The 17,797-nt window shown below is 66.3% G+C and carries 16 protein-coding genes; 13 read left to right on the forward strand and 3 right to left on the reverse strand.

All coding sequences use genetic code 11. The annotated features are described in order from the left end of the window. The first annotated feature begins 186 nt into the window (after positions 1-186). The 3 genes from lolA to ABR323_RS13175 all read left to right on the forward strand — a co-directional run bounded on the left by lolA (position 187) and on the right by ABR323_RS13175 (position 2,954). On the forward strand, positions 187-825 hold the full coding sequence (gene lolA / locus ABR323_RS13165; protein ID WP_135273583.1) for an outer membrane lipoprotein chaperone LolA: 639 nt from the start codon (positions 187-189) through the stop codon (positions 823-825). A 279-nt stretch (positions 826-1,104) separates the two neighbouring features. Then, complete coding sequence (locus ABR323_RS13170; RefSeq protein ID WP_439449625.1) at positions 1,105-2,403, forward strand: replication-associated recombination protein A; 1,299 nt, start codon at positions 1,105-1,107, stop codon at positions 2,401-2,403. Positions 2,404-2,564: 161 nt separating this feature from the next. After that, positions 2,565-2,954 carry a DUF805 domain-containing protein gene (locus ABR323_RS13175; RefSeq protein WP_439449626.1) on the forward strand — a complete coding sequence of 130 codons (390 nt, stop codon included), beginning with the start codon at positions 2,565-2,567 and terminating at the stop codon, positions 2,952-2,954. Between the two features lie 73 nt (positions 2,955-3,027). On the opposite strand, the gene ABR323_RS13180 is transcribed toward ABR323_RS13175, so the two are convergent. Further along, on the reverse strand, positions 3,028-3,402 hold the full coding sequence (locus tag ABR323_RS13180) for a hypothetical protein (protein WP_439449627.1): 375 nt from the start codon (positions 3,400-3,402) through the stop codon (positions 3,028-3,030). 322 nt (positions 3,403-3,724) lie between these two features. On the opposite strand from ABR323_RS13180, the gene ABR323_RS13185 reads away from it, so the two are divergent. From ABR323_RS13185 to ABR323_RS13230, 10 genes are all read left to right on the forward strand, one after another. Further along, complete coding sequence (locus tag ABR323_RS13185) at positions 3,725-4,753, forward strand: alpha/beta hydrolase (RefSeq protein WP_439449628.1); 1,029 nt, start codon at positions 3,725-3,727, stop codon at positions 4,751-4,753. Positions 4,754-4,876: 123 nt separating this feature from the next. Then, positions 4,877-6,253 carry a YncE family protein gene (locus tag ABR323_RS13190; protein ID WP_439449629.1) on the forward strand — a complete coding sequence of 459 codons (1,377 nt, stop codon included), beginning with the start codon at positions 4,877-4,879 and terminating at the stop codon, positions 6,251-6,253. Between the two features lie 51 nt (positions 6,254-6,304). Beyond that, a complete protein-coding gene (locus tag ABR323_RS13195) occupies positions 6,305-7,354 on the forward strand; it encodes a heme/hemin ABC transporter substrate-binding protein (protein ID WP_439449630.1) in 1,050 nt (349 codons plus the stop codon). After that, a complete protein-coding gene (locus tag ABR323_RS13200) occupies positions 7,351-8,394 on the forward strand; it encodes a FecCD family ABC transporter permease (protein WP_049450246.1) in 1,044 nt (347 codons plus the stop codon). Before ABR323_RS13195 ends, ABR323_RS13200 begins: the two co-directional genes overlap by 4 nt. Beyond that, entirely contained in the window at positions 8,391-9,152 is a 762-nt protein-coding gene (locus tag ABR323_RS13205; RefSeq protein WP_149501009.1) for a heme ABC transporter ATP-binding protein, read from the forward strand. Before ABR323_RS13200 ends, ABR323_RS13205 begins: the two co-directional genes overlap by 4 nt. A gap of 169 nt (positions 9,153-9,321) precedes the next feature. Then, entirely contained in the window at positions 9,322-9,900 is a 579-nt protein-coding gene (locus ABR323_RS13210; protein ID WP_439449631.1) for a hypothetical protein, read from the forward strand. Between the two features lie 74 nt (positions 9,901-9,974). Next, the gene (locus ABR323_RS13215; protein ID WP_439449632.1) at positions 9,975-10,724 is read left to right on the forward strand and encodes a hypothetical protein; all 750 of its coding nucleotides are present in this window, start codon (positions 9,975-9,977) and stop codon (positions 10,722-10,724) included. Between the two features lie 428 nt (positions 10,725-11,152). Then, complete coding sequence (fusA, locus tag ABR323_RS13220; RefSeq protein ID WP_439449633.1) at positions 11,153-13,189, forward strand: elongation factor G; 2,037 nt, start codon at positions 11,153-11,155, stop codon at positions 13,187-13,189. A gap of 425 nt (positions 13,190-13,614) precedes the next feature. Then, positions 13,615-13,887, forward strand: coding sequence for a hypothetical protein (locus ABR323_RS13225; RefSeq protein ID WP_006366874.1), 273 nt, complete (start codon positions 13,615-13,617; stop codon positions 13,885-13,887). 110 nt (positions 13,888-13,997) lie between these two features. Next, complete coding sequence (locus ABR323_RS13230; RefSeq protein ID WP_135273594.1) at positions 13,998-14,753, forward strand: SapC family protein; 756 nt, start codon at positions 13,998-14,000, stop codon at positions 14,751-14,753. Here the strand turns inward: ABR323_RS13230 and ABR323_RS13235 are convergent, their stop codons facing one another. Next, positions 14,754-17,081, reverse strand: coding sequence for an ATP-binding protein (locus ABR323_RS13235; RefSeq protein WP_439449634.1), 2,328 nt, complete (start codon positions 17,079-17,081; stop codon positions 14,754-14,756). Then, the gene (locus ABR323_RS13240) at positions 17,078-17,704 is read right to left on the reverse strand and encodes a LuxR C-terminal-related transcriptional regulator (RefSeq protein ID WP_439449635.1); all 627 of its coding nucleotides are present in this window, start codon (positions 17,702-17,704) and stop codon (positions 17,078-17,080) included. Before ABR323_RS13240 ends, ABR323_RS13235 begins: the two co-directional genes overlap by 4 nt. Between the last annotated feature and the right edge of the window lie 93 nt (positions 17,705-17,797).

Raw genomic sequence — 17,797 nt, forward strand, 5'->3', positions numbered from 1 at the left:
GCGATGCCGGCCACTCATGTCAGTGGTGGTGGTAGATCCACGCCATGCGTGGATGAAACGAGACCTCGACGCGTGCATCGCCGTTCGACGATCAGGGCGTCATAATGGCGCCCTGATCGCCCATTCAGCTTGCCCCGGGCACACTCATCTCAACCTTCCTGGCCTGCGTGCCTACAGGATCCCCGCATGAACCTTCGTCTCCGCCGTTTCCTCGCCACCACCACCCTGGCCGTGGCCTGCGCCGCTGCCGGTAGCGCCTGGGCAGGCGCCCGCGATGACCTGAAGACCTTCACCAGCGGCCTGAAGGGGCTGGATGGACAGTTCAGCCAGCAGGTGTTCGACAGCCGCGGCAAGGTGAAGGAATCGACCAGTGGCCGCGTGGCCCTGTCGGCGCCGCGCCTGTTCCGCTGGGAGTACGTGCGTCCGCACGAACAGCTGATCGTGGCCGACGGCAAGAAGGTCTGGATGTACGAGCCGGACCTGGAACAGGCCACCGTGCGCGAGCAGGGCAAGGAAGAGCAGAACAGCCCGCTGACCGCGCTGATCAACCCGGCACTGCTGGAGCAGCAGTACGACCTCAGCGAAGAAGCCGCCCAGCGGGATGGCCTGCAGTGGCTGTCGCTGTCGCCGAAGCGCGATACCGAAGCCAGCTTCCAGTACGCCGCGCTGGGCTTCAATGCCCAGGGCCTGGCGAAGATGGAAATCACGGATGCCGTCGGCCAGCGCACCGTGATCACCTTCAGTGGCTGGAAACGCAACCCGGGCTTCGCCGCAGGCACCTTCAGCTTCACCCCGCCGAAGGGCACCGACGTCATCGGTAATTGATACGGGTCGCCGGGCATGGCCCGGCGCTGCCTGCCCTGGTGGGTGTCAACCCGCACCGCCTTGGTGGAGGTCAACCTTGGTTGACACTCTCTTGATCTGCCGACCAGCGGCCGGCACTACCGAACCCTGCGGCCTGATCTGCCGGGCAGGGCCCGGCGCGACCTGCTCTGGTGGGTGCCAACCTTGGTTGGCACACTCTCGCGGTACAATGACCGCGTGCCAAGACATCGCTCCACTTCATTCCCCGGCCCCGATCTGCTGAGCGTTGATCGGGAACACATGCGCCCGCTGGCCGAGCGCATGCGCCCCCGCACCCTCGGCGAAATGGTCGGGCAGAAGCGTCTGCTCGCGCCCGACAGTGCGCTGCGTCGCGCAGTCGAATCCGGTCGCGTGCACTCGATGATCCTGTGGGGGCCGCCGGGCTGCGGCAAGACCACATTGGCGCTGCTGCTGGCCGAGTACTCCGATGCCGAGTTCCGGGCCATCTCCGCCGTGCTGTCCGGTCTGCCGGAAGTGCGCCAGGTGCTGGCCGAGGCCGCGCAGCGCTTTGCCGAAGGCCGCCGAACCGTGCTGTTCGTGGACGAGGTGCACCGCTTCAACAAGGCGCAGCAGGATGCATTCCTGCCGCACATCGAGCGCGGCACGATCCTGTTCGTCGGCGCCACCACCGAGAACCCGTCGTTCGAGCTGAACTCGGCGCTGCTGTCGCGTTGCCGCGTGCATGTGCTGGAGGGCGTTTCGCCCACCGACATCGTCGAGGCGCTGGAACGTGCGCTGGGTGATCGTGAGCGCGGCCTGGGCGAGGAGGGCATCGAGGTTGCCCCCGAGCTGCTGCTGGAAATCGCCACCGCCGCCGATGGTGATGTGCGCCGTGCGCTGACCCTGTTGGAGATCGCCGCCGAACTGGCGGGCGGGGAGGGTGGTCGCATCACCCCGCAGACCCTGACCCAGGTGCTGGCCGACCGCACCCGTCGCTTCGACAAGGGCGGCGAGCAGTTCTACGACCAGATCTCGGCGCTGCACAAGTCGGTACGCAGTTCCAACCCGGATGCCGCGCTGTACTGGCTGACCCGCATGCTGGATGGCGGTTGCGATCCGTCGTATCTGGCGCGCCGGCTGACCCGCATGGCCATCGAGGACATCGGCCTGGCCGATCCGCGCGCGCAGAGCATGGCGCTGGAAGCCTGGGACATCTACGAGCGGCTGGGTAGCCCAGAGGGCGAGCTCGCGTTCGCGCAGCTGGTGCTCTATCTGGCCAGCACCGCCAAGTCGAATGCCGGCTATGCCGCCTTCAACCAGGCCAAGGCCGACGTGCGCGAGAGCGGTACCGAAGAAGTGCCGCTGCACCTGCGCAATGCGCCGACCAAGCTGATGAAGGAGCTGGGCTACGGCGCCGAGTACCAGTACGACCATGACGCCGAAGGGGGCATCGCGCTGGACCAGACCGGTTTCCCGGATGCGATGGGTGAGCGGGTGTACTACAACCCGGTGCCGCGCGGGCTGGAAATCAAGTTGAAGGAAAAGCTGGATCGGCTGCGCGCCGAGCGTGAGGCGGCAAGGGCCGCGAAGGGCCGCTGACCCCGCTTGTGTAGCGTCGAGCCATGCTCGACTTCGCTCCTGGCCGGATTGTTGGCACATTCGGTAAAGCAGTCGAGCATGGCTCGACTCTACAGTGACAATATTGTTCCCGGCGCCTGCATTTGGCACACTGCGCGGCCACTTTTTCAAGGATCGATGCCGTGCAGGAAATGATTCTGCCGTTGAAGCGCTACGCCCAGTTCGAGGGTCGCGCCAACCGCCGCGAATACTGGATGTACCAGCTGTTCCTGTTCCTGGTCGCAACGGCAGTGATGCTGCTGGCCGGTGTACTGGCGATCCTTCTGCGCAACAGTGCCGATGCGCTGGCCGGCATCCTGATCGGCATGGTGGTGTTGCTGTGTGTGATGTGGCTGGTCACGATCGTGCCGCTGGTCGCGGTGACCGTACGCCGCCTGCATGACTGCAATCAGTCGGGCTGGCTGTTCCTGCTGGCGCTGGTGCCGGGCGGCGGAATCGTGATCATGATCTTCTCGCTGCTGCCGGGTACGCCACAGGAAAACCCATATGGTCCGGTGCCTGCGGGGCCGTGATCTTGCATGAGTCGAGCATGGCTCGACTCCACAGGGGCAGAGAAAAGAAGCCGGCGTTTCGCCGGCTTCGTCTTTACTTGATGGCGCAATCGCCGAAGGACAGGTAGTCCGAGCCGGAGCTGAACTGCAGCGTGCAGCTGGCGGTGAACACGGCGCCTTCTTCCAGTGCGCCGAGCTTGGCGGCCTGCGGGGCGTCGGAGGTAGTCAGCCGGGCCAGGACGTTGCCCTGGTCATCGCCGGCCTCGATCAATGGCTCGCCCTGCAGGTTGCTGGAAACACCCAGCGCCACGGCGGTGAAGGTCACCGTCTGGTTGAGTTCTTCCATGCTCAGGGTCGAGTAACCGGCCTCTTCGTAGGCCTGGTAGAGCGTGGGCAGGTCCTGCGCGGCATGGGCGGCCAGCGGTGCGAGCAGGCCGAGGGAGAGTGCGATCAGGCGGGTGCGCTTCAAGGTGTTCTCGCAGTCACGGGATCCAATCCCGTGGGTGGTGGTCGGTAAATCCACGGCAGGCGTGGATGCGGGCAGCAATGGACAGGGCGCGGCCGGCGACTCGATCGCCCATCCATCCGCAGCCCTGCGAGGGTAGGGCGCTCCTGCGCCCCGTTGTCCGGGAAAATAGTGGATTCGGTGTTTCCGGCGCAACCGGGAAACGTGAATTCATCGCGCGCGTGATACACAGCGTGACGTTCGATCGATGTGATAATCATTCGCGTTTAAGGTAGACTGCGGTCCCTTGTGAACCGGCGGCCCTGGGCCGCTTCTGTCGCCGCTGATGAAGCATTTCGTCCCGCCTTCGCGTCGTGGTCCGCTGGCCCGCGGCCTGGCCGCCTTGATGATGGGTCTGCTCCTGGCCACCCCGTACGCCCATGCACAGCAGCGCAATCCGCTGCAGAAGATCGGCCACACCGTGCTCGACGAGCCGGCGGCCAGCTATCGCTTCGAGCATTTCGTGGTGGACAGCCCGGACCAGCAGCGCCGTTGGCGGGTGAACCTGGCGATCCCGGCCAAGGCCGGCAGAACGTCCTCCCCGGTGCTGTACGCGCTGGACGGGAACGCCGTCGCCATGGTCCTGGACCAGCCGTTGCTGGCCGAACTGGCCGCGCGCAAGGCGCCACCGGTACTGGTGCTGATCGGCTACGACAACGATCTGCGCATCGATTCCAAGGCGCGCACCCGCGATTACACCGCGTGGATCGACCGCGCCGATGACGAGAGCGGTACGACCCAGGCGGTCGGCGGTGGCGCCGTGGCCTTCCTGGATGTGATCGAACGCCGCATCAAGCCGGAAGTCGAGCGTCGCGCACGCATCGATACGCAGCAGCAAGCACTGTGGGGGCACTCGCTGGGTGGCCTGTTCGTGCTCAACGCGCTGTACACCCGCCCCGCAGCCTTCCAGTCCTATCTGGCAGCCAGCCCGTCGCTGTGGTGGAGCCAGGGCGCGGCGCTGGGTGATCCGGAACAGCAGTTCGTGCAGAACGTGCACGGCCAGCCGGTAAAGCTGTGGCTGATGCTGGGAGGTGCCGAGCGTGTCGGCGATCGCGGCAAGCGCGACATGAACAATCCGCGCGTGGTTGCACACCTGCGCCGCATCGGTGGCGCCACCCCGGATGCAGCGATGCAGCTGTCCGAACGGCTGGGCAAGGTGCCGGGCCTGAGCGTGCAGTACCGTGAGTTCGACGGCCTCGGCCACGGCCCGATGCTGCCCGCTTCGTTCCACGCTGCGCTGCATGAGCTGTATGGCGTGACCGACCGCAGTGCCGGCGACGGCTCGCCCAACGGTGGTGACAACGCCGCCGAATGAATCCCTTCGCGCGCCAAAGGCGTGCGACCCCACTACCCAGGCGAGGCTGCCGATGTGCAGCGGCCCAGGCAACCGATGAATCCCGCGTCACGTGGCGCGGCCTACGTGTGCAAGGAGCCTTCCATGTCGTTCCGTCCGTCTTTCCGTCTCACCTCTCTCGCCGCCGGCCTGTTGCTGGCCGTGACCGCCACCGCACAGCCGGTGTTCGACCAGCCGGCCAATGCCACCTTCAAGGGTGAAGTCGTCTCACGTGGTGAGAACGTGGTTCCCGGCAGCACTGCCGACGTGGTCGGTCGTGGTTTCGTGCCGGGCCAGAAAGTCAGCCTGCTGCGTGGCGACAACGTGCTCAACACGCAGCCGCTGGTGGTCGATGCCGATGGCAACTTCAAGACCCAGCTGAGCATTCCGGCCGACGCGGTGCCGGGTACCCACCCGGTGGTGGTGCGTGCCAGCCAGCCGGCCGCAGCCACCGTGCTGAAGCTGCGCGTGTCGCCGCAGCTGCCGTTGTCCGGCCAGGCGCAGTTCGCCACCCAGTCCAACAAGCTGGTGCCGGGCCTGTACCAGTCCGCCTACAGCGCCGCCAGCAATGCGGTGTTCGTGACCTCGGCCGTGGGCCGCCCGCCGGTGACCCAGTCGCAGCTGCTGAAGCTGGACCCGAAGTCGCTGAAGGTGACCAAGGCGATCACCCCGGCGCAGGTGCCGGGCAGCACCAACGGTGCGGTGTACGCGGTCTACGGCGTCGGCGTGGATGACACCAACGGCAACGTGTGGGTCACCAACACCCGCCAGAACTCCATCGCGGTCTATCGCCAGAAGGACCTGTCGCTGGTCCATCAGTTCCCGGTCGACACCGTGCCGCATGCGCGCGACGTGGTGGTCGATGGCACCCACGGCAAGGTGTTCGCCTCGGCCACGGGTGAAGACCACCTGTCGGTGTTCGATGCCAAGACCCTCAAGGAGCTGCCGGCGGTGACGCTGGAATCCGGCGTGGATGACGGCAAGTTCACCCCGATGAGCCTGGTGCTGGACGAAAAGGCCGGCAAGCTGTTCACCGTCAGCATCGGCACTCCGGAAGCGGCGGTGATCGATGTGGCCAGCGGCAAGGTCGAGAAGGTCATCGACCTGGGCAACTCGATCAGTGCCTCGGGCGTGGCCTTCGACGCAGCGCGCAACCGCCTGTACGTGGCCTCGCAGGGCACGGACAACCTGCTGATCGTCGATGTGGCCGCCGGCAAGGTGCTGCACGACGTGCCGGTTGGCGCCGGCGCGCTGAACGTCGCCTTCGATGATGCCTCCGGCCTGGCCTACGTCAGCAACCGTGGCGCTGGCACGGTCACCGTGGTGAACGGTGACGGCAAGGTGGTCGCCAACCTCGACGGCGGCACGCTGCCGAACCATGTCCGCGCCGATGGCAAGGGCAACGTGTTCGCGGTGAACAAGTCGCGTGGCGCCGAAGACCCGAAGGGTGACCGCATCACCCGCATCACCCCGAAGCAGTAAGTCACACGGCGGGGCGGCGTGCGCGTCGCCCTGCCAGCAAGGAGATTGTCCATGAACATCGCGTCCCGTCTGCGCCTGTGTGCGCTCCCGCTGGCCGTTTCGCTGGCGCTGGCCGCCTGTGGCGGCCCGTCGGCTCCCTCCGAAGCCAAGAAACCTGCCGAGCCGCCCGCGGCAACGACGGCGGCTGCGGAAGCCGCGTTGCCGGCAGGCTGGCAGCGCGTGGCCGGTGCCGAAATGCCGGCCGTGCATGACCAGAAGGCGGTGCTGCCGACCAAGGTGCATTCCGACGATGGCGCTGACATCGAAGTAGCCGACACCAGCCGCATCATTGCCGGCGGCGACGATGTCATCGCGGTGATCGAAGCACTGGGGCTGGGCAAGCAGGTGTTTGCAGCGCCGACCAACACCACCACCCAGGCTGGCCTGGCCGCGCCGCATCAGTTCCTGTTCAACCGCACTACCGGCGTGGAGGGCGTGTTGAGCCTGCAGGGCTCGCTGTTCCTGGGCAACAGCCTGCGCCGCCACACCGAGCTGGCCAAGAAGCTACGCGAAGTGGGCGAGCCGGCGGTGGTCATCGATGACCTGCAGCCGGCGCCGGACAAGGTGCGCAAGGTCGCCGCCGCACTAGGGCTGGCCGAGGCAGGGCAGGTACTTGCCACGCAGGTGCAGCGTCAGCTCGACGAGGCTGCAGCGATTGGCAAGGGCCTGGGCCATGCGCCACGACTGATCCATGTGTCGGCAACGGGCGCTGGCGGCTCACCGACAGTAGCCGGTGCCGACAGCGCGTCGGCGCAGCTGATCGCGCTGGCTGGCGGCGTCAACATCGGCACCGAGGCGGGGGTGAAGAACTACTCGCAGCTGAGCAATGAAGGCGTGGTCGCCGCGGCACCGGAGGTGATCCTGGTGACCGAGCATGACCTGCAGCTGTTCGGTGGTGCCGAAGGCCTGTGGAAGGCGTACCCGACGCTGAAGCAGACTCCGGCCGGGCAGGCCAACCGGGTCTGGGTGATGCCGGATGTGCAGCTGAAGTACACCAGCGTCGGTTCAGGTGCTGGCGCGCTGGCGCTGGCCAAGGCCCTGGCGGCGTTGCCGAAGGCATGAGTCCGGCGGATCGGCGCCGCCGTCGCGGGCGGACGATGTTGCTGGTGGCGTTGCTGGCACTGCTGGGTGCGGTGCTGGCCTCGTTTGCCGTGGGCCCGCTGCGGCTGCCGCCGTTGGAGGTGATGCAGGCGTTGGCGGTGAAGCTGGGCCTGCTCGATCCGCAGGCGGTCAGCAGCCGCGACCTCGCCGTGGTCTGGCAGCTGCGCATTCCGCGTGCCCTGTTGGGTGCGATGGTCGGTGCGTCGCTGGCGATGGCCGGTGCCAGCCTGCAGGGCCTGTTCGGCAATCCGCTGGCCGACCCCGGCATCGTAGGTGTCAGCCAGGGTGCTGCGCTGGGTGCAGTCGCCGCCATTGTTCTCGGCGCTGCGGGCGCAGCCGGTTGGCTGGTGCCTGTAGCGGCATTCGCCGGCGGTGCGCTGGCGATCGGCCTGACCTACGCGCTGGCCCGGCCTGGCAAAGGTTCGGGCAACGCGACGCTGTTGCTGGTTGGTATCGCGATGGCAGCCTTCTGCTCGGCACTGATCGGTTTCCTCACGTACATCGCCAGCGAAAGCGAGCTGCAGTCGCTGGTGTTCTGGCAGATGGGCTCGCTGGCACGCGCCAACTGGGCCGATGTGGCAGCCGTGGTGCCGTTGTTTGCGATTGGCGTGTTTGCGCTGCAGCGACTGGCCACGCCGCTGGACATGCTGGCGCTGGGCGAACGCCAGGCACAGCACCTCGGGTTGGATGTCACCCGCACGCGGCGTCGCCTGGTGGCGTTCAGTGCGCTGCTGGTGGGCGCAGCGGTGGCATTTGCCGGTTCGATCAGTTTCGTTGGCCTGGTGGTGCCGCACGTGGCGCGCCTGCTTGTCGGCCCCGGTCATCGCTGGTTGCTGCCGTTGTCCGGCCTGCTCGGTGCGCTGTTGATCGTGGTGGCCGACACCGCCGCACGCACGCTGGATCCGCCCGCGGAGATTCCGCTGGGCCTGTTCTCGGCCGCGCTGGGCGCGCCGTTCTTCCTCTGGCTGGTGCTGCAGCAGCGCCGCAAGGCGGCGCCATGAGCGTGCTGCTGAAGCTGCACGAGGTGGTGGTGCGCCGCCAGCAGCGCGAGATTCTGCACGGCATCTCGCTGGCATTCGAGCCGGGTACGGTGACTGCGCTGGTTGGCCCGAATGGCGCGGGCAAATCCACCTTGCTGGCCGTTGCGGCGGGTGATCTGCGCGCTGACGTGGGTGAGGTGAGCCTGCTGGGCAAGCCGTTGGCCAGTTACAAGGCGGGGCCACTGGCACGCGAGCGCGCGGTAATGCCGCAGGAGCACGGCGTGCGCTTTGCCTTCAGCGTGGAGGAAGTGGTGGCGATGGGTCGACTGCCGCATCCGCCGGATCCAGCCGTGGACGACGCCCAGGTGGAAGCGGCAATCGATGCCGCCGAACTGCAGGCGCTGCGCCTGCGCGAGGTGCAGCAGTTGTCCGGTGGCGAATCCGCCCGCACCACATTCGCGCGCGTGCTGGCGCAGGACACGCCGCTGCTGCTGCTGGATGAGCCGACCGCCGCGCTGGATCTTCGCCATCAGGAGCGCACGCTGCGCAGTGTGCGCGCCTGTGCCGAAGCCGGTGCGTGCGTGATTGTGGTGCTGCACGACCTCAATCTGGCCGCTGGCTATGCCGATCGAATCGTGCTGCTGGAGCAGGGCAGGGTGGCGGCCGATGGCACGCCGTTGCAGGTGCTGACCGAAGACAATCTGCAGCGGGTCTACCAGCAGGATGTTGTGGTACTGGAGCACCCGCGGCGTGGGGTGCCGTTGGTGGTGGTGACGTAGCCTGGATCCGCCTGCGAAGGAGGAGGGCGCAGGTAATTGCGCCTCTCATCTTCGACGCAAATGGACCGGCGTTAGTGGCCTGCTGCTTTGGCAGGTGCATTGCGCCCAGTGGGCGATGCTCCGGCGGGTGGCGCATCGGCTTTACTTCTTGAATGCTCTACCGCATTGATTGGCCTTCGCCGAAATTTCGAGAGGGATGCTCAGTGTGGGTGTGATGTTTAATGAAGTGCGGGGCGCGCGGGCGGCGGTACTCTGTGTGGCAATGGGGCTCTCATGTCCCGCTCAAGCGCAACAGGATGTATCGTCGACCCTGTCCCGCTTGTTGCAGTGCCAGCTGACTCACAAGGAATTGGACAGCTTCACTGGTCGGATTGCAGTGGGCGACCTGACGGATTTCAGTCAGAGCAAGGCAGGCAATGGCGCGGCACTGATGCTCTGGGAGGCTCGGGCTCCTGTCATGGCGTGGGGAGAATCCTCGACGCTCGTGCATGTTTCGGGCGTTCAGGAGATGCTTCTTGCCATTCCGGCGCCCGTCGGACAAGAGATGGCGCGAGGGAGATCCATTGCCAACCATATCGGGGGTATGTCATCGCGCTGGGATGCGGGGGCCATGGAAAGAGTGTATGGCTGGAAAGGACTCAATCTGTACAAAACGCTTCCTGGTGATCGACATGTACGGATGATTGTTGATCTTTCCTATTCGCCGGGATGGGTGACGGTAGGCTGCACCTACGGGGAAATGAGCTGATCAGGGCCGCACGGGCCCATCGTGCCTCGCTCGACATATCATGGTGCATCTGAGTATCTCAATGGACTGATGCAATGATCCGTACCGTTTCTCGCGGTGTGCTGCTGACCGCGATGGCCGCTTCTGTCTGTGCCGCCAATGCGGCCTCCACGTCCTCGGTGTCACTGATGAGCGCGTCCGAGCAGGCATCGCTGATCGAGACCCGGCACTCCGCAAGCCACGGCATGCCAATTGCCACGATGTCGACTCGTCACTATGCCAACGACGAGTTGTCGATACGTTGGGACGACCAGCAGGTGCTGGTGCTGTGCAAAGAAGTGGCGTACCTGAATATTCCCGCAGCCAAAGCGGATGCGCGTGCGCTCAGTGCGGAGCAGCGGCAGATGATCGTCTATCAGGCGGTGATGTCAGGGTTGGGCGCGATTGCAGCCGTGGCTGAGGCGGCGGGTGATTCGGTGGTGGTGGCTGACGACGGCAGCGAGCTGCGCAGCACGGGCGAAAGCAACTGGGCCTACGGCGTGGAGCGCTATGACGTCACCACCCAGCGCATGGCTGATGGCGTATTGCGGGTTCGGGCGCTCAAGGCCGAGACCGTGAACAATGCGAAGCCTGCATCGCCGGACGACATGTTCAGTACCGAGGATGACCAGGCGGCACGCCTGTCTGAGCTGACGCCGGTGGGGAGCTGGACCGAGGTGCTGATCCATGGTGGCCCACGGCTGCCGCACATGGACCCGGCGACGTCGTTGAAGGGGTGGATTTCGATGGGGGATGGCCAGGCAGCAACGGTGGCGGAGGCGCGCACGCTGCATGGGTGCAAGTAAGGCACCGGGCACTCAACACAGCCACCCGTGGGGTGGCTCTACTGTGGTGCGCATCGTTCCATTTATGTATGCAATATTCACTTGCGCGCCAGATTGGCAGGTCTAGAATGCGCCCCATGAACCGGATGCCGCTCCTGAAGTTTTTCACCCTGACCCGCGCAAGCGCGGAACGGGCGTGTCTGCCTGGAGCCCCACGAGGCCGTTGAGACGGCCATCGCTGGACCTTCGACAGAGCGCCCTCCGGGGCGCTCTTTTCGTTTCTGATTTCCCGCAAGTCGACTGACAGTCGACTCTACCCAATCGACTCCACCCAGTACCCCAAGGAGAACGTGCCATGCACCAGATCGCCGAGACCGAACGCTAGCCGCGCACCCTGTCGCCAACCGGGGTGCGCGGCCCCCGAAGTTGGCTTTGCAGGAACCTTTCTCATGAACACCCAAGTCCTTTCCCGTCGTCGCAACCTTGGCATCATTGCCCACATCGACGCCGGCAAAACCACGCTGACCGAACGCTTGCTGTGGAAAAGCGGCGAAATCCACCGCGTCGGCGAAGTGCACGACGGCAATGCGACCACCGATTTCTCGGCGATCGAGCGCGAGCGTGGCATCACCATCGGCGCTGCCGCCGTACAGGCGCAGTGGGCGCCGCGTGACCTGCCGCCGCATCGGCTGACCTTGATCGACACCCCTGGCCACATCGACTTCGCCATCGAAGTCGAGCGTTCACTGCGCGTGCTCGACGGCGCCGTGGCCGTGTTCTCGGCCGTGGACGGCGTGCAGCCGCAGTCAGAGACCGTGTGGCGTCAGGCGCGTCGCCATCGCGTGCCGCTGATTGCCTTCGTCAACAAGATGGACCGCGTCGGCGCCTCGTTCGAGCGCGTGCTTGAGCAGTTGCAGGACAAGCTGCAGGCGCGACCTTGGGCGCTGGGTGTGCCATTGGGCAGCGAAAGCGACTTCAATGGCTGGGTCGATCTGGTCGACGAGCGGGTGCTGCAGTGGCGCGACGGTGCGGCGACGGTCATCACCTCGTGGGACGACGCGGCACGCGCACAGTGGCAACCGCAACGCGATGCGCTGGTCGAGGCCGTGGCGGACCACGACGAACTGCTGGCCGATGCCTGGCTGGAAGGTCGTGTGATCGATGCGGAGCAGCTGCGGGCTGCGATCCGTCGGGCGACGTTGGCCGGTGGGGGCGTACCCGTGCTTGCCGGTGCCGCCTTCAAGGACAAGGGCATCGAAACGTTGCTGGACGCGGTGGTCGACTACCTGCCATCGCCGTTGGATCGCCCTGCCGTGAGCGCTGAAAGCGATGAGGGCGAGGTGGTGCTGCCGCCGGATCCGGACGGTCCGCTGGCCGGCCTGCTGTTCAAGATCACCCACCAGCAGCACGGCGCGCTGAGCTTCGTGCGGTTGTACTCGGGTACCTTGAAGGTGGGCGACGCCGTGGCCAGTTCGCAGCATCCGCAGGGACGGCGTGTCAGCCGCCTGGTGCGGGTGCAGGCCGACCAGACCCACGACATCGAACAGGCCGTGGCCGGTGACATCGTCGCGGTGCTGGGCTGGAAGGATGCGGTCAGCGGTGAAACGCTGAGCGGTCGTGCGCAGCCGCTGCGCCTGGAGAGCATCCAGGCACAGGCGCCGGTACTGGCCTGGCGGCTGGAGCCCGCACGTGCGGCCGACCTGATCCGGATGGCGCAGGGCCTGGCCAGCCTGGCCCAGGAAGATCCCTCGTTCCGCGTCGAAACCGATCGCGACACGGCGGAGACCCTGGTCTGGGGCATGGGCGAGCTGCACCTGGAGGTGATGGTCGAGCGCCTGCGCAGCGAATGGAAGGTTGATGTGGGCGTAGGTGCGCCGCGCGTGGCCTACCAGGAGACGCCGATGCGTGCGATGACCCGTGTCGTCGGGCGGTTGGTCAAGCAGACCGGCGGCCAGGGTCAGTTCGCGCACGTGGTGCTGGATGTGTCGCCGCGCGAGGACGGCCAGGTGGTGTTCAACGACCGCATTGTCGGTGGCGTGGTGCCGCGCAGCTTCATCAACGCGGTGGAGAAGGGCGTACGTGCTGCGCTGTCGGAAGGGCCGCAGGGTCATCCGGTGGTTGGTATCGAGGTCAGTCTTGTCGATGGCCAGACCCACGCCAAGGATTCTTCGGAGATGGCGTTCCACCGTGCGGGTGCCGAGGCGATCAAGGCGGCGCTGGTGGAAGGTGGCACGCAGCTGCTGGAGCCGGTGATGGCGGTGACGGTGCATTCGCCGTCGGCGTCGGTGGGTGATGTGGTGGGCGACCTCAACCGCCGCCATGGCCGCATTGCCCGCATCGAAGACCAGGAAGGTCGGGCCGAAGTCAGCGGGTTTGCGCCGTTGGCGCAGCTGGTGGGTTACACCACTGCACTGCGTTCGCTCAGCCAGGGACGGGCCAGCAGCGAAGCGCACCTGCACGGCTACGAGCCGGTGCGCGCTGCATGAAGGAAGGTGAGGGGAGCCCGTTCGCGGGCTCCCTTTTTTGTGGTCGGGAGCACGTATCCACGCATGGCGTGGATCTACTGGGGCTGACGGGTCTCCGTATCCACGCATGGCGTGGATCTACTGGGGCTGACGGGTCTCCGTATCCACGCATGGCGTGGATCTACCGGTGCTGGAGGGTCTCCGCATCCACGCATGGCGTGGATCTACCGGGGTGCTTGCGGGTCTCCGCATCCACGCATGGCGCGGGTCGGCTGCGCAACCGGGTTGCGGGCTTTGCGGTAGATCCACGCCATGCGTGGATGCAGTCCTTGAGGTGCGAGTTTTTGCACTGCATTGCAACAAAACTGCAGAAAAAGCTGGATTAAAGTGATGCCTCACGATAAATTGCGCACCCCCCGTTGCTCGCCGCCGCCCGCACCCCTCTCATGCGTGATGACAAAGATCCCGGAACCCTGGAGCTGACCCTGCCGCGCAAACGCGGCCGTCCGCCCAAGTTCGGTTACGCAATGAGTGACGCGCAGCGGGCCGCGCGCTACCGGGCGCGCCGGGCCGGGCAGGCCAATCACGCCGATGTACGTGCATGCAGCGACATGGTGCTGCTGGACAAGATCCGCGCTGCGGTCAGCGCCCGCGATACCGAGCTGGCTGGCTTCCTGGTCCACGTTCTCTGGCAGCGTTACCCCCTGCAGTTGAAATAGGCCGTCGGTGGGGTGGCCGTTGTCATCGAGCTTGTTGATAATGCGGGATTCAGGTTGTTCCCGCTGGCGCGCCCGGGATGGCAGGCGTGCATGATCGAACGGTTCCCAAGATGACCACCACCAGCGACACCACCACCGAAGCGGCGCCGAGCAGCGCCCCCCTGTTCTACACCCGTCCGGTGCCGCTGCAGGCCGATGTGCATGCCGATCTGCGCATCCTGCCGGGCAGGCTCGAGTTTGCCGCCGGCAACAACGCCATTCCGCTGGTGCTGGGCGAGTTCTCGCTGGCCCTGCACCACTTCCCGATTCTCTTCGCCGGCCCGACCGCGGTGCCGATGGCAGCCGTCGGTGTGTCCGACCAGAACCTGTTCATCAAGGACGGGCTGTGGGAAGACGAGGCCTATATCCCGGCCTACCTGCGTCGCCACCCCTTCATCTTCATCGACACCGGCGCGGACAACGACTTCCTGCTGGGCATCGACGAAGCGAGCTCGCGCGTGGTCAAGGGCGGTGACGAAGGCCAGCCGCTGTTCGCCGATGGCAAGGCCACCGAGATGGTGCAGCAGGCGCTGGAATTCTGCGGCCAGTACACCCGCGAGCACGAACAGACCCAGGCCTTCTCCAAGGCACTGGTCGACAACGGCCTGCTGGTCGAGCGCAACGCCACCGTGCGCACCCCGGACGGCCGCGAGTTCAACCTCAACGGCTTCCTGGTGGTGGATGTCGAGAAGTTCGTCGCTCTGCCGGACGCCACCGTGGTCGAGTGGCACCGCAGCGGCTGGCTGGCGCTGATCCATCAGCACCTGATGTCGCTGGGTCGCTTCAACGACCTGACCCGTCGCCAGGTCGAGCGCCTGGCAGCCTGATCAGGCCGTAGGCATGGCTCCCTGCGCTGGGGAGCCGTGCCAGTCCTGCAGCGCCTGCAGCAAGCGCCGCGCATCGCCCCAGTCGGGCGCGGCGTCGTGTCCCAGCTCCCAGAGGTCGGCGGCGGTACCGGCCTGAGCCGTTGCGCCGCAGATCTGCAGCGTGCCCTGCAGGCGATGGGCGTGATGGCGCAAGGCATCCGCAACGGTGTCGGTGATCGCACGCTCGATGGCGGCCAGTTCCGTGCCGATGTCGGCCACATAGGCCGAATCCATGCAATCCACGCCTTCGAGCGGGGGTGTCTGCTGAGGTTCCGGCAGACCCAGCACCTGCAGCAATCTCTCGATCTGCAACGGCTTGGCAAGGACTGCGTCGAACCCCGCTTCGCGGCAGCGTCGCGCATGGCGACGGCCTGCGCGTGCCGACAACGCAATCAGTTGCAGAGGTGTGCGCGCCTGCGCACGCAGCCTGCCGGCGAGCGCATAGCCGTCCATGTCGCGAAGCCCGATGTCGAGCAGCACCGTGCCGCGCGGACGTAATGCCTGCTCTTCCAGCGCGCTGCCGGCGGTGACAAGTGCAAGCACATCAGCACCCAGCCGCTCCAGCTGGGCAGCCATGAGGCGGCGGTTGAGGTCGTGGTCTTCGACCAGCAGCAGATCCAGGCCGGCAAGTGGCTTGTCCTGCAGGGACGTGTTCCCACGCCGCAGGTCTGGTCTGGCAATCCGTACCGGCAGGCGCAGGGTGAAGCGGCTGCCGCGACCGTGCACGCTATGGACAGTCAGCTCGCCGTCCATCGAGCGCGCCAGTTCGCGCGCGATCACCAGCCCCAATCCGCTGCCGCCGCGCTGCTGTCCTTCCTCGCCCTGCTGGAAGGGCTGGAACAGTGAGGTCGCCTGCGCAGCGGCAATGCCGATGCCGCTGTCGATCACCTCCAGCAGCAGCGCATGCGGGCGCGTTGATGGCTGCAGCCGCAGGCGCAGATCGATGCCGCCGACGTCGGTGAACTTCAGCGCATTGCCGAGCAGATTGTCGATGACCTGGCGCAGCGCATCCGGATCCAGCAGGAGAAGCGGTAGCGGTTCTGCATCGCAGTCCAGTCTGAGCTTGAGGCCTTTCCTGCCTGCTTCCGGGCGGATCGCGTCCAGCGACTGGTTGCAGAGCTGCGTCACGTCGCAGGCTTGCCGCCGCGGCATGAAGCCGCCACTGGCAAGGCGTGAGAAGTCCAGTGAGCGATCCAGCAGCCTCCGCAAGGCGCGCCCGGCCGCGGTTGTCGCCGCAAGCAGTTCGCGGCGGCCTTCCGGCGATTGCGCCTGCTGCAGCGGGACGATCGAACCCAGCAGGGCCTGTGCGGCATTGCGTACTTCGTGACTGATCATGCCGATCGCACGTGCGCGGTCACGCTCGCTGCGGCCGAAGCGACGGCGTAGCGGGTGCCAGAGCAACGGGAGCCCGGCCAGCAGCGCGATCACTGTCAGCAGCCAGGCCGGCGGTGGCGAGCGCACCCGGTCCAGCACCCGTTCGACCGATGCTGGCAGCATCTGCTGGGCCCAGAGATGCAGCAGGCTGGCGTGATCTTCCAGTGTGATGTCCTGCAGGCCCTGGTCGATGCGCTCGAGCAGGTGCCTGTCCTCGCGGCGGGCGAGCAGATGCAGGTCGGTGGAGAAGTCGCTGCTGATCGCCTGCAGCAGCAGTTCGCCGCTGAAGTAGCGGTGGATCATCGGGCGCAGCGTCGTATCCACGCCGATCGCAGCATCCGCAGTGCCGGCAATGACCGCCGCAAGTACCGCATGTTGGTCGGGAAGGCGCAGCAGATCAATCTGTGGGTGGTGTGCATCCAGCCAGCGGGTATAGGGGCCGCCTTCAAGTACGGCCAGCGTCCGCCCTTCAAGATCGGGCAAGCCGCGGGGCAGCCATTGGCCGGGGCGTCCGGCAAGGACTGTCCTGCCACCACGGAAGGGCGTGGAGGCGACCAGGTCTGCACACGGGAGCTGCAACGGAGCAGAGCCGCGGACCACCAGCACCAGATCGGCGTCGCGATGGCATACCGCAGCCACGGACGCGGTGATGCTGGGGTAGGGCAGATCCAGGAAATGCAGCCGGGTATGCCGCGCCACCAGGCCGGTGTAGCCGTGGGCGAGGGTGGGGAGCGATGTCGCTTCTGAAAGAGCTGCAGGGACCGGGCGCAGGAACGGGGCGGTCGCTACCCGCACCTCGCGATCTGGGCCCCAGTGTTGTGACCGGACATCTTCGGCCGATGCCGCCGGCAGCAGCAGAAGCACCAGCAGCAGGGCGAAGGATGTGCGCAGTCGCGAGCGGACCTGCCGGCTCATGAGGCGCCCGCGTGTGGCCGCATGGCGTAGATTTCGGCATCGTTGCGCACGCCGAGCTTGCGCAGCGCGGACACCTTCTGGGTGCTGACGGTCTTGACGCTGCGGTGGCGGCGCAGCGCGATCTCGGACACGGTGAGCCCTGCAAGCACCAGCTCCAGCACCTCGCGTTCGTTGCGGCTGAGTACATTGCAGTCGGCAGGAAGGATGCAGCCAGGGGGAAGGCGGTTCAGCCCTTGATGCACGCGCACAATGGCGTCGGACAGCATCGGCAGCGGTTCGGCTTTGCCGACGATGCCGCTGAGACCGGCATTGATCAGGTGGCTGAGGTTGGTCGCAGGCGAGAGTGTGGCGAATGCCAGCAGTGGAATGCGGGGGAAAGTCGAACGCAGCAGGGGAATCAGCGCGTCGCTGCCGCGGTCGCCGGGGCTCAGGGCCAGGTCGATGATCGCCACATCGACCGGCAATCGATGCAGGGTGGTGATGAAATCTTCGCTGAGGGAGTGGCTGGCGGCGATGCTGAAGCGGCGGTCGCGGGTGAGGTGCAGGGCGATGCCGCGACGGACGACTTCATGATCGTCCAGAAGCGCCAGGCGCAGGCGGCGCGGTGCAGGATGTCCATTCATGCGCGGGGAGGTGATCAGCGCCCAAGGGCGTGGTCATCATTCTGGCGTCACTGCCACCCAGTACATCGAATTTCGCTGAATTTTGCGATTATT

This window comes from Stenotrophomonas sp. ATs4 (assembly GCF_051861585.1).
In the GTDB taxonomy this organism is placed as follows: domain Bacteria; phylum Pseudomonadota; class Gammaproteobacteria; order Xanthomonadales; family Xanthomonadaceae; genus Stenotrophomonas; species Stenotrophomonas maltophilia_AS.

What these genes read in the sequence shown, in the direction of transcription:
- lolA (WP_135273583.1), top strand. Translation starts at nt 187, where the DNA reads ATGAACCTTCGTCTCCGCCGTTTCCTCGCCACCACCACCCTGGCCGTG.
- ABR323_RS13170 (WP_439449625.1), top strand. Translation starts at nt 1,105, where the DNA reads ATGCGCCCGCTGGCCGAGCGCATGCGCCCCCGCACCCTCGGCGAAATG.
- ABR323_RS13185 (WP_439449628.1), top strand. Translation starts at nt 3,725, where the DNA reads ATGAAGCATTTCGTCCCGCCTTCGCGTCGTGGTCCGCTGGCCCGCGGC.
- ABR323_RS13190 (WP_439449629.1), top strand. Translation starts at nt 4,877, where the DNA reads ATGTCGTTCCGTCCGTCTTTCCGTCTCACCTCTCTCGCCGCCGGCCTG.
- ABR323_RS13195 (WP_439449630.1), top strand. Translation starts at nt 6,305, where the DNA reads ATGAACATCGCGTCCCGTCTGCGCCTGTGTGCGCTCCCGCTGGCCGTT.
- ABR323_RS13200 (WP_049450246.1), top strand. Translation starts at nt 7,351, where the DNA reads ATGAGTCCGGCGGATCGGCGCCGCCGTCGCGGGCGGACGATGTTGCTG.
- ABR323_RS13205 (WP_149501009.1), top strand. Translation starts at nt 8,391, where the DNA reads ATGAGCGTGCTGCTGAAGCTGCACGAGGTGGTGGTGCGCCGCCAGCAG.
- ABR323_RS13215 (WP_439449632.1), top strand. Translation starts at nt 9,975, where the DNA reads ATGATCCGTACCGTTTCTCGCGGTGTGCTGCTGACCGCGATGGCCGCT.
- fusA (WP_439449633.1), top strand. Translation starts at nt 11,153, where the DNA reads ATGAACACCCAAGTCCTTTCCCGTCGTCGCAACCTTGGCATCATTGCC.
- ABR323_RS13225 (WP_006366874.1), top strand. Translation starts at nt 13,615, where the DNA reads ATGCGTGATGACAAAGATCCCGGAACCCTGGAGCTGACCCTGCCGCGC.
- ABR323_RS13230 (WP_135273594.1), top strand. Translation starts at nt 13,998, where the DNA reads ATGACCACCACCAGCGACACCACCACCGAAGCGGCGCCGAGCAGCGCC.
- ABR323_RS13235 (WP_439449634.1), bottom strand. Translation starts at nt 17,081, where the DNA reads ATGAGCCGGCAGGTCCGCTCGCGACTGCGCACATCCTTCGCCCTGCTG.
- ABR323_RS13240 (WP_439449635.1), bottom strand. Translation starts at nt 17,704, where the DNA reads ATGAATGGACATCCTGCACCGCGCCGCCTGCGCCTGGCGCTTCTGGAC.